The following is a 15,075-nucleotide window of genomic DNA, read 5'->3' on the forward strand; positions in this document are numbered from 1 at the left end:
GCCCTAGTGAAGGAAAGATAACGTTTGCTTTAGCACGGATTGCCATAACTTAGCTCGCCAGTTTAGTGATGATTCACACAAGATATATAGCATATCTTCTACCTGGAGAGCTATGTTATGTCAGCTTTATGACAGTTTCATTACCGTATGTCAGTTTTATGAAATAATCATGACCGATTTATTTCAGCCAACCGCTGCGCTTGTTCAAGTTCAGCTTCTGCATAACGTTGCCATTGGCTTGCGGTGCGCCGTGATTGCTCAAATTCTTTAGCACGTGCAAAAGCTTGCAACGCCGCATTGTAATTTTCCTGATTAAGTTCAGCCATCCCTATCACAAGGTGCATGGTGCCAGGTTGTTGCAGATTTCCCTTGGTTAGCGCAGCTTGCGCCGCAGCAATCGCTGCTTGATGACGCTCGGCATTGAGCAGCACCGTGGCACGTTGAGCATCTAATTCACCGTCGTCGCTAAGCTCAGCTGCCGCAGCTAAGGCCTCTACCGCTTTGTCAGTTTCACGCGCTGCTACCCAAGCTTGCGCCAACATTTTCAAATTGCGTAGGTTGCGCTCAACCTTCTGGTCTGCTAACGCTTGCTCTAACACTCGACCGGATTTGTAGGGTAAGTCACTGAAGAAATAAGTTTGTGCTAGGTTCAATAAATCGGTGCCTTTCACTAAGAAGCCCTGTTGATAGGCTGCTTCTAACATCGCCAGTTGCTTGGCTTCTTCGCCTAGCTGACCATAAACTCCAGCTAGCTGAACCCAATATTCCGGCTTATTATACCAGCGCACCATCTGCTCTAAGACCTTGGCCACCTGGTCTGTTTGCTTCAACTCAAAATAAATAGCACGTTGTAACACCAACCAGTTTTCTTCAGGAATCAGAGATTTATCAACAGCTTCATCAATCGCCTGAGTGATAGGCGTTAAAGCCGCCGCATAATCGCCCGCCTGGTAAAGCGCTTGGGCTTTTAACACAAAAGCTTTGCTATGCTGATCAACCGGCACCAACTGCTGCCAGCGCTCTAGATAGCCTAAACTTTGCTGATAGTTACCTTGCCCCAGTGCCAACTGCGCCAAGCTATAAAGGGTATTTTGCTCGAGCGCTAGCGGCAGTGCTTCTTCATCAACAACTTTGGCAAAATAGACGATAGCTTGATCGATATTATCCTGGCCATAATGCATGTAGGCATAAAAATTCCACAACATGGCACGTTCATAGCTGTTCATGCTGCTTAGTTTTTGCTCCACCGCTTGCAATACTTGCAGACCTGCTGGCACATCACCTGCATCTGCGAGTTCTTGGGCACGGGCAAGTTGACTATAAACCTGTTCTCTTAGCGCAGGTGTTTTCTTACGCTCTTGAGCCCAGGCAGCTTGATTGCTTACTGCGGCTAACAGCACCGTGGCAATAATGGCTACTTTTAATAATTTACCCATAATAACTATCCTCACCATGACCTTAATTATCGGTCAATCGCAAACGTTAAGCGGTTTTGCACCCCAGCAACTTCTACTGCCTCGCCGTTAACCACTCGAGGTTTGTATTTAAATTTCAGCACCGCGTCTAAGGCTGCTTGGTCAAAAATACTTTCAGGACTGGCTTCAACCACATAAGGGTCACGCACCGTGCCTTGCTTGGTGACTGTAAATTCCACCACCACGTAGCCTTCAATCCCTCGTTGCAAAGCCCGGCGTGGGTACACAGCTTGTACTTTAACTATCGGTAAGTACTCACCATCGCTGGTATCTAAGCCAATACCGCCCGACAAGCCGGTATCAGCTTGAATATCTGCCGAGAAATCCATCGCTCCTGCGCTACTATCCAGATCGCTATTAGATAGCTGCGGCTGAGGCATATCCGGTGGTGGTTGCTCTGGCTCTGGTGGTCGTTTGGGTTTACGTTCTTTCTGTTCCACCACTTCGTCAGGTTTGACTCGGACAAAGTCCAACACACTACCTTTAGGTGGTTCGCTCATAGCTCCCTCACCTCCGGCTATGAGTGATTGCATCAGATAGAACAGGCCCGCAGTTACCGCCAACGCCACCAACAATGCTGCGAAAAATCTAAGCATAACTATTCTTCTTGGGTTGCAATTGAAACATCAAAAACACCAGCAGCACGAGCTGCATCCATCACCTTGATCAAGGTTTCAGTAGTAGCTTTTTTGTCAGCTTGAATCACCACCGAACCTTGCGGATTTTCAGCATATAAACGCTCAATGTTAGCTTGCACAGCACGTGCATCTACCTGGCGCTTGTTAATCCAAATTTCACCGCTATCACTGATAGCTACCAGAATATTAGCGCGGTCTTTTTGCACCGCTGTGGCTGCTTCCGGGCGGTTCACATCAATCCCTGACTCTTTTACAAAGCTGGCAGTCACAATAAAGAAAATCAGCATAATAAAGACCACGTCCAACATCGGGGTCATATCAATCTGCGCTTCTTCTTCATCCATCAAATTAGCAAAATGTTGTTTCATCAGAAATTACCTTTAGTGGTGTTCCAGCAAGAGTCGGTCTTCAAGCTTTAAACGTTCGCGTTTTGCCGTGCGTTGAAGCCAGGTGGTCGCAAAAACCCCAGACAGTGCCCCAACCATGCCTGCCATGGTAGGTATGGTTGCTTTCGATACCCCAGCGGCCATCGACCTTGCATTGCCGGTGCCAGCCACTGCCATCACATCAAAAACTTCAATCATGCCGGTCACAGTACCCATCAAGCCCAATAGCGGACACAGGGCCACCATGGCTTGTAACACGGCAAGATTGCCTCCTAGCGCCAGCGATACTCGAGAAATCATCGCTTGCCGTATTTGTTCCGCATTCCAAGACGACTTATCACTTCGTTGTTGCCAGTTTTGCACCGCCTGTTTAACTTGCTGACGATGGCCTTTGCTGTAGTAAAAGATCCGTTCCAGAATCATCAACCACATCACAAAAATCAGGACCCCGATAACCAGCAACACTTGGCCGCCGGTCTCGATAAAGTCTTGGATTGCACTATAGAACTCAACCATAAACATGATTACTGGCCTCGCTCAGAACGCTCCGCAATAATGCCTGACGCCTGCTCTTGTAATACGTGCACAATGTTGCGGCTACGGGTGTTAAGGGTGGCAAATAATAGCGTCATCGGAATTGCCACAACTAAGCCCAATACGGTGGTAACCAAGGCTTGCGAAATACCGCCCGCCATCAGTTTCGGGTCGCCGGTACCAAACAAGGTAATGGCTTGGAAGGTATTAATCATACCGGTTACCGTACCTAGTAAGCCCATTAAAGGCGCGACCACTGAAATGATCTTAATAAAGGTTAGGTTGCGCGAGATTTTCGGAATTTCACGTAAAATCGCTTCGCTGAGTTTGAGCTCTAAGGTTTCAGTATCAACCTCAGGGTATTTCTGTTGTACCGCCATCACGCGGCCCAACGGATTATCTTGTTGCGGTGCCGACTGCTTTAACTGACGTTTAACTTTGCCGCCAACCAGGGTTAAGGTAACGAAGCGCTCCAGCGCAATTAGTAGGCCAATTGCACCTAGCGCCAAAATGATATAGCCCACAGTGCCGCCCTGATCGATACGTTCTTGTAAATCAGGGGCTTGGACTAACAGCCCAAGAATAGCTCCGCCGGTAGGATCTAAACCAAAGGTAACTGGGTTTTGTTGCGCTTGCTGCAACTGTTCCGCACTTGATAAATAGCGCGCTGCCGGCTGACGAACTAGTTCTGCGACTGTGTCAGTGCCCGGCACAAGCTCTAGGTATTTGCCATCAGCAACCATGTTGAAAGCGCCCACCCGAACTACCGGCTTCACCACTTTCTCACCATTGGCTAAGGTGACACTGGTTTCAAACTGACTCACCTTACCGGTTTCAGTCATTTCTTGTAGTAAAGCTAACCAAACCGATTCAATTTCTTCGATAGATGCTAACTTAGATGCTGATCCCATTTTTTGCGCTAAATCGGCTAATTGATCACTGCGCCCTGGATATTCAACGGACACATAAGAGGATTGCAATTTACTGCTGGCATCGCCGGCAACCTGCTGTAACACCCCGAACAGCTCTCGCAATGACCCCATCCGCTGAGTAAGGGTATCGGTTAGATTGGCTAACGCGACTTCGTTTTGTTCAAAGTTGGTTTCTAATTGCTCACTTAAACGTTCAAGTTGATCTCGTTTCGCTATGGCTTCTCGCAAGATTTGTGCTTGCTGATCTGCCTGTGCTTGAAAACGCGCTTCGCGTTCTTGGTTTTCTTTTGACTGCGAGAACTGTCCTTGCTGCAACTGCTGCAACAACTGGTCTAAGTTAATCGGCTCTTGTGGGCTAACGATTGGAGCCGCCGCTAACGATGTTGATAACAATAGCGCTACGGCGCCAAGCAAATGTTTCATCATGGCTTATTCTCCCGCCGCTAATTCAGAGGTAAAAATAGGAAGCATCAGTAAGTCTGGGGCTAGCTGTTTACGCGCAATACGTAAGGCTTCTTGCACGGCACTTTGATGGCTTGAATCAAGCGGTTGCCACTGGCGTTGCTGTTGATTCCATAAACCTAACGAACTGCCATCACGAGTTTTGTAGATCAGTGCGGTGCGACCGATACGCAAAAATTCAACGTCTTGCACCTGTCCAGCTACGTCCATTTCACCATTGTAGGCTTCAATATTACGGCCGTAATCTGCTTCAATTTGGTAGGCTTCCATCACCCGTCGAAATTTCTCAGAAACATCCACGTCAGCGCGGTCCATCAAATCACGCAAGCCAGCCACCCGTTCAGCTCGCTCGGTAGGTAAAAATGGCACATCAAGCTCAACAAAAGCAGCTAAGGCATCAATCATGCGTAACATCAACGGAGTAATTTGTCGTTCAACCACGCTTACTTCATCAATAGAAGCATTCAGCTCAGCTTGTTCGTTCTGTTGCGCTCGCAATTGCTTTTCCAACTGCATGGTATAAACCTCTAGTCCCTCTATTTGGCGACTAATCTGCTTATACTGAGCCATACGCTCTTGCGTGGTATCAGCAATCTTTTCGATGGTAAGTTGAGAATTTTTAGCGGCTGAGTTAATGGCATTAGCAGCATCAACAACCGGCTCGAGAGATTTATCTTGGGCAATTGCAGGTACAGCGAGGAGAGCTGCTGCAATCACCGAAAGACCAAAGGAAAGTTTCATAACAGTACCTTGCGCATGTCAGGATTGATGGGCGCAAGATACTGCAAAAATATGACAGCTTAGTGACTCTAATATGTCACTTATGTTTCAGTGTGACGGTTTTGTTTAAGTTGCGTGACCATTTCGCGCATATCCACCCCACTAGGATGTTGAAATACCCGTAAGCCAAATTCAGGCAGGATCGAAATCAAATGGTCAAAAATATCGGACTGAATGCCTTCATAAGCAACCCATTCGGTGGTTGCTGTAAAACAATAGACTTCTAACGGTAAGCCATCTGCGGTTGGATTGAGTTGGCGCACCATTAGCGTCATCTGTTGATGAATACGCGGGTGATTCTTCAAATAGTTTAAGCAATAGGCTCGAAAGGTACCTATGTTACTAATGCGGCGGGTGTTGACCGGCTCTTTGCCTTCTTCTTTGAGCTTTTGGTTCCACTCATCAATCTCTTGCTGTTTATTGGCAAGGTAGTCTTTCAAGAGACGGAAGCGGCGCAGCCCCTGTAACTCATCTTTTGTTAAAAAGTGCACGCTGTTTTGATCCAACATCAAACTACGCTTAACGCGCCGCCCACCGGACTCTTGCATGCCACGCCAGTTTTTAAAGGGATCCGAAATAAAGCGCTTAGTAGGAATAGTCGAAATGGTTTTATCCCAGTTCTGAACCTTAACCGTATGCAAAGCGATGTCAATCACATCACCATCGACATTCAAGTTAGGCATTTCTACCCAGTCACCGACGCGAATGATGTCGTTTGAAGAAATTTGTACGCTTGCCACCAGAGATAGCAAGGTATCCTGAAACACCAACATCAATACCGCTGCCATGGCGCCTAAGCCCGATAGCAAGATCACTGGGGATTTATCAATCAACGCAGCTATCACTAAAATAGTGGCAATGGCATAAATAGCTATCGTAACAACCTGCAAATACCCTTTGATGGGGCGTTCGTGTGCATCCGGTTGGCGCTCATACAGCGTATTAATCACATTGAGTACGCCACTAATGGCACGCGCTATAGTCAATACAATAAAGGCTTTGCTGACATTACTGACGACTATGGCGGCAGCCTCAGGTAATCCTGGCACCGAAAAGATACCGTAGGACAACACCAACGCTGGCACCACATGCGAAATACGCGCAATCACATTTCGCTCTAACAACTCCCTATCTTTACCGGCGGGAGTATAAGTCATCACGGTAAGCACACCGCGTAACAGTACTTTTTTGACAATAAAATTTGCTAACCAGGCACCGATTAAAAGCAAGCTCAACTTCACTAACGTATCCATGTCTGGATGCTCCGTTAGCCAAGTTTGTATCTGCTCTAAATATTTCTCCATGAGGAACCTTCCGGTCTTGTTAGTTGATATCGATAGTATTCCGCAAAGCACACAGACTAGCAAGCCAACCGCTGGCTGTAACTGTAAACTGAGTGCAAAAAGCTAGGTCCGTAGGGGTCACTTAGGATTGCGAAACCAACCCAGATCATTTACCTTGAAGGAAAGCATTCTCGGAACCCTGCATGTCAACATCAAGTATTTCAAAATCACTGTTAACCAGCGTCTTGTCTGTGTACTTTGTACTGACATTGCTGGTCACCTCTATCCAAGTGGTGGGTGAATATTTTGATACTAAGTCGGTGTTAATCCAAGAATTACAGAATCAGCAGAGCACCTTTAGTTATCCCTTGGCACGCTCCTTGTGGGAATATAACTCGCCACAAATTGATGCCATTGCTGACGGCCTTATCAATATTCCAGCCATTGCGGGCCTAATTATTCGTGACGACACTGGCAAAGTGGTGATTGAGCTCGGCCAAACCATCCCTATCTCACAATTGCCAAATGGCCCTACTGAAGCCTTTGAACTGAATGAACGCGATGGCGTCTTTGGCTATTTTTCTACCCTAGTTTTTGAATTTTCTGGCGATTCAACGCTGGTCGGTGATGTAACTTTGTTTTCAACGCGCGACATTGCCATCGAACGTATCAAAGTCAGCTTGTACTTTATTATTGGCAGTGCCTTGATTAAGAGTACTTTTCTGATCTTACTGTTCAGCTTAGCTTTTAGCCGCATGCTCAACCGCCCTATGGCAGATTTAATCGATCAAATTAAAAACTTCCGCCTGGATGACCTCGAGCATTCAAAAGTTCACCTACGTGATCAACGCAACACTGAGTTTGTTTTATTAGAGCAAGCCTACAATCAACTCATTGATACCCTTTACGACTATCAAGAGGGTCTACAACAAACCGAACAGCAACTGTTGCAAGCAAACAAGAAGCTAGACGAGCAAAACAATATTCTAGAGCAAGAAGTCGCCCGCAAAACCAGCAACATTACGCGTATTGTGATTGATTTAGAGCGGCGCAAACATGAACTTGAGACCCGCCAAGATTCTTTGGAAAACGAAATTCGTCAACGTCAAGCGGTCGAGTCTGAGTTACGAAAAACCAATCAGCGTCTACAAACATCATTAAGTGCTCTAGAACGAGCCCAAGATCAACTGTTAGAATCTGAAAAAATGGCTTCGCTAGGAGGCTTGGTGGCGGGTATCACACACGATGTGAATACCCCCATTGGGGTTTCGGTAACAGCTGCTACCTTAATTCGCGATCGCTTGTTAGATACCGAGCAAGCGTTGCACAATCGTGAGCTCACGCAAACGCAATTAGAAACCTTCTTGGCGCAAGGCAAAGAAGCATTGAACGTGGTTGAACGTAATTTAGCCCGAGCTTCTGACTTGATTTCTAGCTTCAAACAGGTCGCCGTGGATCAAACCTCTGAAGCCACTCGTGATATAAATATTAAAGCGTATCTAACTGATGTGATACAGGCCTTACAGCCGCAATTACGTCATACCGAGCACAGGATCAGCGTTTCTTGCCCAGAACATTTAGAAGCGCGCTGCCCCGCCGGAGCTCTGGCGCAGATCTTTACTAATTTAATCATGAACTCAGTTATTCATGGCTTTGAGGCCAAACCCAAAGGTAACATAGACATTACTATTACCCGCAGCCAAGATCGCTTGCATGTTATCTACCAAGATAACGGTAAGGGCCTTGATCAGCAGCAGTTAAAACAATTGTTCGACCCCTTCTTTACCACCAAGCAAAAGCAAGGTGGTAGTGGGCTAGGAACGCACATTGTGCGCAATTTAGTAACCCAAACGTTAGCCGGTGAGATTCGTGCTGAAAGTGCTCCTAACCAAGGCTTACGCTACGTTATTGAGTTTCCGCTGACGTTTCTTGACCCCACCGAGTAACCTAATACATACAAGGATCTATTATGTGGTTCCGTAACTTACGGATTTATACCTTAGGCGATGATTTTAGCCTTCCTGACAACCTTGACGAGCGCCTGCAGCAGCATCCATTTCGTGCTTGCGGCCGCCAAGAGCTCGCCAGTTTCGGCTGGACCTCCCCCTTTGGCACCGCGCATGAGGTGCTATCGCACCAAATTGGCAACAGTTATCTATTTTGTGCCCGTAAAGAAGAAAAAGTGCTACCCAGCGCAGTTATTCAGGCCCAACTAGAAGAAGCTTTAGAGCACATTGAAGCAGAACAAGGCCGTAAAGTTGTCGGCAAAGAAAAACAGAATCTCAAAGAAGACATTACGCAACGCTTGTTACCTCAAGCCTTTAGCCGTTTTCGCAATACTTGGGGGATGTTGGATACCGACTTAGGGATTGTGGTGGTAGATGCTTCAGCAGCCAACAAAGCAGAAGATTTCCTTGGCTTGCTGCGCAGTAGCTTAGGGAGCTTACCGGTAAAACCTTGGTTTTGTGAACAGCCAACGGAGCTCTACTTTACCGAATGGTTAAAGCAAGCTGAAATTGCACCCGGCTTTACTTTCGGCGCTGAAGTTGAGCTACGTGATAGCGACGATGGTATTGTGCGTTACCGTCAACACGAACTAACCGGAACTGAAATCGAGACCCATTTGGCACATGGTAAACAAGCCACCAAAATAGCGCTAGAATGGCAACAGCGGGTGAACTTTGTGTTGGAACAAGATCTAGCAATCAAACGTTTTAAACCTACCGATCTGATGTTGGATGAACAAGATAAACTGGTAGATGCCACTGCAGAGCAGAAGATTGACGCAGACTTTGCGCTATTAAGTGGCGAAATTAAAGCGTTATTCCCGCAGTTAGTCGGTTTATTTAAATAACATATATCAAGGACCAGTCATGAAACCAATCACCCTTGCTCTGTCTAGCTTAGCCCTTGCCACCAGCCTAGCTTTGACCGGCTGCAGCGAGCCAGCGCCAGTAAAAAAAGCCAATAGTGACCAGGTTACCGCTAGTCTAGTAAGCGGCGCCGAGCAGCGTTTAGATATTTATTACCCGATGGACCTCACCGCGGATTTGAGTCATTTAACCGACCGCCAACGTCATATGGTGGAACTGCTAATAGAAGTCTCTGAGATCATGGATGACTTATTTTGGCAACAAGCTTACGCCGGTGATAAGGACCAATTACTAAGCCAATTGGATGACAGCAAGGTTAAACGCTTTACTGAAATCAACTATGGCCCCTGGGATAGATTAAATAACGATCAACCTTTTCTGACTGGGTTTGCGGATAAACCTGCTGGGGCTAACTTTTATCCGGCCGACATGACGAAAGCCGAATTTGAGGCGGCGGACTTCGCTGGCAAGATAGACCTATACACGCTGGTTCGTCGCGATGCTGCAGGTAAACTCTATGCGCTACCTTACCATGAAGCGTACCGCGAGCAGTTAACGCAAGCCGCTGAACTGCTGCGCGAAGCGGCTGAATTTGCCCAAGACCCTCAGTTTAAGCAATACCTAGAAATGCGCGCCGACGCTTTTTTAAGTAACGATTATCAAGCCTCTGATTTTGCTTGGATGGATATGACCGAGAACATGGTTGATGTGGTTATTGGCCCTATCGAGAGCTACGAAGATCAACTGTACGGCTATCGTGCTGCGTTTGAGTCATATGTACTGATCAAAGACTTAGCTTGGAGTGAGCGTTTAGCCATTTACGCTCAGCATTTGCCAGAATTACAACGTAATCTCCCCGTACCAGCTGCTTATAAAGCTGAAGTACCTGGCGCAGGTGCGCAACTGAATGCCTATGACGTGGTGTATTATGCCGGCCATTCTAATGCCGGTAGCAAAACCATCGCGATTAACTTACCGAACGATGAGCAAGTTCAGTTAGAAAAAGGCACCCGGCGGTTACAACTAAAAAATGCAATGCGCGCCAAGTTTGACGCCATTTTGGTTCCTATTGCTGAGCAGTTGATTGTGCCAGAGCAACGCCAACACATCACGTTTGATGCGTTTTTTGCCAACACCATGTTCCACGAGGTGGCACACGGACTAGGGATTAAGAACCTAGTTAATGCTTCGGGTACTGTTCGTGAAGCACTGAAAGAGCATGCATCAGCGCTCGAAGAAGGCAAAGCCGATATTCTTGGTTTGTATATGGTCACTCAGTTGCTTGAAGCTGGCGTGATCACGGAAGGTGCCCTCGAGGATTATTACACTACTTTCTTAGCTGGTATTTTCCGTTCGGTTCGCTTTGGTGCTTCGAGTGCTCATGGTAAAGCCAATATGATTCGCTTCAATTACTTTGAGCAAGCCGGCGCCTTTAGCCGTAATGCCGATGGTTTGTATTCGGTCAATATGGATGCCATGCGCAGCGCCATGAACAGCCTTTCAGAGAAAATTCTGACCTTACAAGGTGATGGCGATTACGCAGGGGTGGGTGAGTTATTTGACACCATGGGTAACGTAGGCCCGCAATTACAAGCTGATTTAGACCGGTTGGCTGCTGCTGACATTCCAGTAGATATCACCTTTAATCAAGGTAATCATGTGCTTGGCTTGAATTAGTTCAAGTAAAATGCACCGGTGAGTTGTTTAAACTCATCGGTGTATTGATTGGTTTGATTACGAATACAAAGTTGCTGTGGCGGGGGTAAGCCCCTTTGATTCCCCCGCTGCAATTCAATCAACAGCAAGCGTGCCGGCTTATTCGGCGTTGCTTGAACTTCACAATAACGGCTCACCTGCAGTTGCACCGCGCTAGCTGCCGTTAGGATAGCCGACCAGGCTAGCACTGGGGCAATGAAGCTGACTCGCCCCGTGGCCGTTAGTACGTGGCTCGCCGCCTGTAACCAATCTGACCAAACCGCTCCTTGCCCTTGGCGCGCCAAGCGTCGCTGTTGATCATCACTAGCCAAGTGAGCTGCAAAATAAGGTGGATTAAAAATCACATGAGCAAATTGTGCCGGCAGCTTGCTAGCATCATCTTGTTCAGTAGCTGCGGCATAGCTAGCGTGATGAACACACCAATTCACCACCTCGGCCTGCTCTACCTGCACGACTTGCGGCCATGGGCTAGCTGCCACATTGGTTCGCGCTTGCGCTGCAGCAGCAGCATCTAATTCTAGTGCCACCACAGGTGCAGCCCCTCGTTGCGCCATCATCAATGCCAAAATACCACAACCACAGCCGAGATCTAAGGTGGCTTCATGGGGCTGAACGACAGCCCAAGACCCTAGTAAAAGACTATCAGTGCTAACTTTCATCGCACAGTGATCATCTTTGAGGTAAAATTGTCGGCATTGAAAACTCATTTGTCTTTTTGACTCCGCGCTAAGGCGCTTTGCACAGGATAGGATCATGACACCCGATTGGGAACAACTCGAACTCGATGACGAACTCATCGATGTGCTGCGTGCCGCAGACATTAACAAGCCTGCAAAAGTGCAGCAAGCAGTTATTCCAGCCGCCTTACGTGGTCAAGACTTACTCGTAAGTTCGCCTACGGGCACCGGCAAAACCCTCGCATTTTTGCTGCCAGCCTTGCAACATCTACTGGATTTTCCACGCCGTAAACCGGGCTCAGCGCGAGTGCTTATTTTAGCGCCCACTCGTGAGCTAGCTCAACAAATTGCCGAACAAGCCGATGCATTTAATGAAACCACAGAGCTCAGCACCGTATTAATTACTGGCGGCGTCAATTATGGTAGTCAACATGCCCAACTCGAAGCTAACCATGACATTTTAGTAGCAACACCTGGGCGTTTACTTGATCTTATTGGAGCTGACCAATACGAACTCGATAACGTGGAGTGGCTGATTATTGATGAAGCCGATCGGATGTTGGACATGGGCTTCAGTACTGCAGTGAAACAATTGGTTAACGAAGCGCGTCAACTTCAGCAAACCATGTTGTTTTCAGCCACTCTTGAAAGCCCAGGGGTGACCAAGTTCTCTGCGGAAATTCAAAAAGAGCCGGAGCTCTTAACCATTGAGCCGCCCAAACGCGAAAAAGGTAAAATTCTACAGCGCTGGTATCAAGCCGATGATGCGGCACATAAACTTAAACTGCTGGTTCGTATTTTAGAAACAACACCGGGGCGGCGGGTGATTTTTGTGCGTACTCGTGAAAAAGTAGAAGAGCTAGCCGGTAAGCTTCAGCAACAAGGTTTTAAAGTGATGACCCTGCGTGGCGACATGCCACAAGATGCACGCCAGCAAATTATTGCACGCATGGAAACCTACAACGACAGTATTTTGATAGCGACTGATGTAGCTGCTCGTGGTCTTGATATTGAAGATATCGAGTTGGTAGTTAACTTAGATTTACCCAAACAAGCCGATGTATACCTGCATCGGATTGGTCGTACCGGTCGTGCCGGTAAGAGCGGTTTAGCTATCGCTATTGTTGAAGCCCATGATGCTGATTTACTGGGTAGGATTGAGCGCTATCAGAAAGTGAAGATGGAACGGCGGGTGTTTGACGATCTGCGCCCTCAGTTTAAGTTTCCGATGCCAGGTAAGAGCAAGAAGAAGAAGGCCAAGAAGAAAGCCGCTGCAACGAAGAAGAAATAATTAACAAGCCCTTAACCACCAAGTTAAGGGCTTTTTTTATGCTAAGAACCAACTTGTTGGTTGCGCTTACGTTTACGCTCAAAACGCCACCAAAATAAACCGTAATAGCTAACAGCTCCAGCCGCGTCAGCTAATAAATCGCCAGCACTGGCACTACGATAAGGCAACAGGTGTTGTGCCCACTCAATGGCTAACCCGTACAGCGTAAGGACCACTAGGGCGGCACCGATAGGAATAGGAAATGCACGATGAAAGGTCAGTGCTAACACAAAAAATGCAGCAAAGTGCACGACTTTATCGGCATGTTCAAAGCGCGGTATACCGCCCGTTGATACTTGCATCAAAAAAGCCATCGACAAAGCAATTAAGACCATCACAAAGACAATTCTGGCCACCACTAATTTTGTTGTCATGCATCCTATCCTTAGACTCTTAAGGTTTATAAATAGCTACGTTTTGGTAGCCTTGTTCCTGTAAATAGAGTGCCTGTAGCTGACTCATTACCCCTTTTTCACAGTACAGCAAATAAGTAATATCCGGATCAAGCTCCGCAAATTTAGTCGCTAACTTAAAAAATGGAATATGTCGTACAGTGATACTGGCATCCGTCGCCACAAAAGGTTTCAACTCAGCTTCATCGGCGGCACGAATATCGATGATCTCACACTGCCCGGCGGCTGCTACAGTTAAGCTCGCGACTGCGGTCACTGCTGCCGCAGCTTGCTCGCCAATGGTGCTCACATCAAGCACTCCCGACTGGCGCACCACCTGCTGAATCAACTCAGGGTTGAGCTCTGCTTCTGCCGCTAATAATGCATCGCGCTGAGCTTTCACTGTCGGCTTGTTAGAAATCACACCACAGTATTCTGGCATACTTTTGGCAAAATCGGCGGTACCAATTTGTTGCGCAATGTTAATGATTTCTTGTTTGTCCATGGTAATCAATGGGCGCAACACCAACTTCTGGGTCGCCTCATCAATGACACTTAAGTTACTCAGCGTTTGGCTAGAAACTTGCCCTAAAGCTTCACCGGTAACAATGGCCGCAGTATTGAGTTTATCTGCGACCAGCTCAGCTGCTCGTAACATTTGGCGTTTAAGCACTACCCCCATCAAGCCGTTGTCGACCTTGGTTAAAATTTCTTCTACCACAGGCGCGAAATCGATGCTGATAAATTTTAATGGATGAGAGCTGGCGTATTTTTGCCACAGGTAATAGGCTGTTTGTCGTACCCCAGTTTCATGCTGAGCGCCACCAAGATTAAAAAAGCAAAAATGGACCCGTGCACCGCGCCGTAATAATTGAAAACTGGCGACACTAGAATCAAAGCCCCCTGATAACAAACTTAATACGGTTTCTTGGGTGGGTAACGGAAAGCCGCCTAAGCCAGCTTGTTTAGTACCAAAAATCCGTACGATATCTTGGTCTACTTCAATCCGCACATCAATGTCAGGCCGACCTAAATTGACCTTGGTACCAGCCACCTGTTGTAATACGGCGCCACCGATGTAACGTTCTAAATCGATCGAACGAAAGCTATGAGTGCCCTTGCGCTTAACTCGCACCGCAAAGCTCTTGTGCGCTAATTCCGGCCCCCAAACTTGCAACAGGGTTGGCACCATGGCGGCAAAATCAGCCTGTCCGTCCGCTTCACTAAGAGGTAGCTCGTACGAGCGACTAAACCAGGCAATTCCTGGCACACATTGCAGCAGCTGACTGATGTGCTCGGCCACAGCCTGTTCATCGGCTACGCCTTCGGCCACCACAATTTCGATACGATCCCAACACCAAATGACTTTGGCGTCTAGTTGATTACGGCGCAAGATGCTTTTCAGGTTATTTACCAGAACTTTGCCATAGCGCTTACGAACGCCTTTACTTTTGATGGTGATTTCAGCGTGCAGTCGAACAATAAATTTCATGATATTTTTGGGGGCCTAAGCTTAAAAATCGGGCATTATACCTGATTTGACCCTACTGCGGAATCAAGGTAACTTGTGCGCCATACTTCTATCTCCAGCAACAGC

14 protein-coding genes are annotated in these 15,075 nt (G+C 47.3%); 4 read left to right on the plus strand and 10 right to left on the minus strand.

Translation table 11 applies throughout. From position 1 onward, the window contains the following. Positions 1–167: 167 nt before the first annotated feature. The 7 genes from ACQ661_RS06185 to ACQ661_RS06215 all read right to left on the minus strand — a co-directional run bounded on the left by ACQ661_RS06185 (position 168) and on the right by ACQ661_RS06215 (position 6,511). Complete coding sequence (locus ACQ661_RS06185) at positions 168–1,436, minus strand: tetratricopeptide repeat protein (protein ID WP_431667951.1); 1,269 nt, start codon at positions 1,434–1,436, stop codon at positions 168–170. A 26-nt stretch (positions 1,437–1,462) separates the two neighbouring features. Continuing rightward, complete coding sequence (locus tag ACQ661_RS06190) at positions 1,463–2,071, minus strand: energy transducer TonB (protein WP_431667952.1); 609 nt, start codon at positions 2,069–2,071, stop codon at positions 1,463–1,465. A gap of 2 nt (positions 2,072–2,073) precedes the next feature. Further along, positions 2,074–2,481, minus strand: coding sequence for an ExbD/TolR family protein (locus tag ACQ661_RS06195; RefSeq protein ID WP_110075798.1), 408 nt, complete (start codon positions 2,479–2,481; stop codon positions 2,074–2,076). A gap of 12 nt (positions 2,482–2,493) precedes the next feature. After that, positions 2,494–3,015 carry a MotA/TolQ/ExbB proton channel family protein gene (locus tag ACQ661_RS06200; RefSeq protein ID WP_153826222.1) on the minus strand — a complete coding sequence of 174 codons (522 nt, stop codon included), beginning with the start codon at positions 3,013–3,015 and terminating at the stop codon, positions 2,494–2,496. A gap of 8 nt (positions 3,016–3,023) precedes the next feature. Beyond that, on the minus strand, positions 3,024–4,391 hold the full coding sequence (locus tag ACQ661_RS06205) for a MotA/TolQ/ExbB proton channel family protein (RefSeq protein WP_431667953.1): 1,368 nt from the start codon (positions 4,389–4,391) through the stop codon (positions 3,024–3,026). 3 nt (positions 4,392–4,394) lie between these two features. Continuing rightward, complete coding sequence (locus ACQ661_RS06210) at positions 4,395–5,168, minus strand: DUF3450 domain-containing protein (protein WP_153826187.1); 774 nt, start codon at positions 5,166–5,168, stop codon at positions 4,395–4,397. A gap of 80 nt (positions 5,169–5,248) precedes the next feature. After that, positions 5,249–6,511: a mechanosensitive ion channel family protein gene (locus tag ACQ661_RS06215; protein WP_431667954.1), complete on the minus strand. Its 1,263-nt coding sequence runs from the start codon at positions 6,509–6,511 to the stop codon at positions 5,249–5,251. A 182-nt stretch (positions 6,512–6,693) separates the two neighbouring features. Here ACQ661_RS06215 and ACQ661_RS06220 point away from each other — a divergent pair, with 182 nt between their 5' ends. The 3 genes from ACQ661_RS06220 to ACQ661_RS06230 are packed head-to-tail and all read left to right on the plus strand — an operon-like array spanning position 6,694 to position 11,040. Continuing rightward, positions 6,694–8,436: a sensor histidine kinase gene (locus ACQ661_RS06220; RefSeq protein WP_431667955.1), complete on the plus strand. Its 1,743-nt coding sequence runs from the start codon at positions 6,694–6,696 to the stop codon at positions 8,434–8,436. Positions 8,437–8,459: 23 nt separating this feature from the next. Beyond that, a complete protein-coding gene (gene rdgC, locus ACQ661_RS06225; protein ID WP_110075804.1) occupies positions 8,460–9,344 on the plus strand; it encodes a recombination-associated protein RdgC in 885 nt (294 codons plus the stop codon). Positions 9,345–9,363: 19 nt separating this feature from the next. Continuing rightward, complete coding sequence (locus tag ACQ661_RS06230) at positions 9,364–11,040, plus strand: dipeptidyl-peptidase 3 family protein (protein ID WP_431667956.1); 1,677 nt, start codon at positions 9,364–9,366, stop codon at positions 11,038–11,040. Here the strand turns inward: ACQ661_RS06230 and ACQ661_RS06235 are convergent. Continuing rightward, on the minus strand, positions 11,037–11,786 hold the full coding sequence (locus tag ACQ661_RS06235; protein ID WP_431667957.1) for a tRNA1(Val) (adenine(37)-N6)-methyltransferase: 750 nt from the start codon (positions 11,784–11,786) through the stop codon (positions 11,037–11,039). The genes ACQ661_RS06230 and ACQ661_RS06235 overlap by 4 nt on opposite strands. A 46-nt stretch (positions 11,787–11,832) precedes the next feature. Here ACQ661_RS06235 and srmB point away from each other — a divergent pair, with 46 nt between their 5' ends. Then, positions 11,833–13,047, plus strand: coding sequence for an ATP-dependent RNA helicase SrmB (gene srmB, locus ACQ661_RS06240; protein ID WP_110075807.1), 1,215 nt, complete (start codon positions 11,833–11,835; stop codon positions 13,045–13,047). Positions 13,048–13,088: 41 nt separating this feature from the next. On the opposite strand, the gene ACQ661_RS06245 is transcribed toward srmB, so the two are convergent. Together ACQ661_RS06245 and thiI are read right to left on the minus strand one after the other, a co-directional pair. Then, complete coding sequence (locus ACQ661_RS06245; RefSeq protein WP_313932829.1) at positions 13,089–13,460, minus strand: VanZ family protein; 372 nt, start codon at positions 13,458–13,460, stop codon at positions 13,089–13,091. A gap of 19 nt (positions 13,461–13,479) precedes the next feature. After that, positions 13,480–14,970, minus strand: coding sequence for a tRNA uracil 4-sulfurtransferase ThiI (gene thiI, locus ACQ661_RS06250; protein ID WP_431667959.1), 1,491 nt, complete (start codon positions 14,968–14,970; stop codon positions 13,480–13,482). Between the last annotated feature and the right edge of the window lie 105 nt (positions 14,971–15,075).

The sequence above is a fragment of the Pseudidiomarina sp. WS423 genome, from assembly GCF_050750165.1.
Taxonomy (GTDB): Bacteria; Pseudomonadota; Gammaproteobacteria; order Enterobacterales; family Alteromonadaceae; genus Pseudidiomarina; species Pseudidiomarina fusca.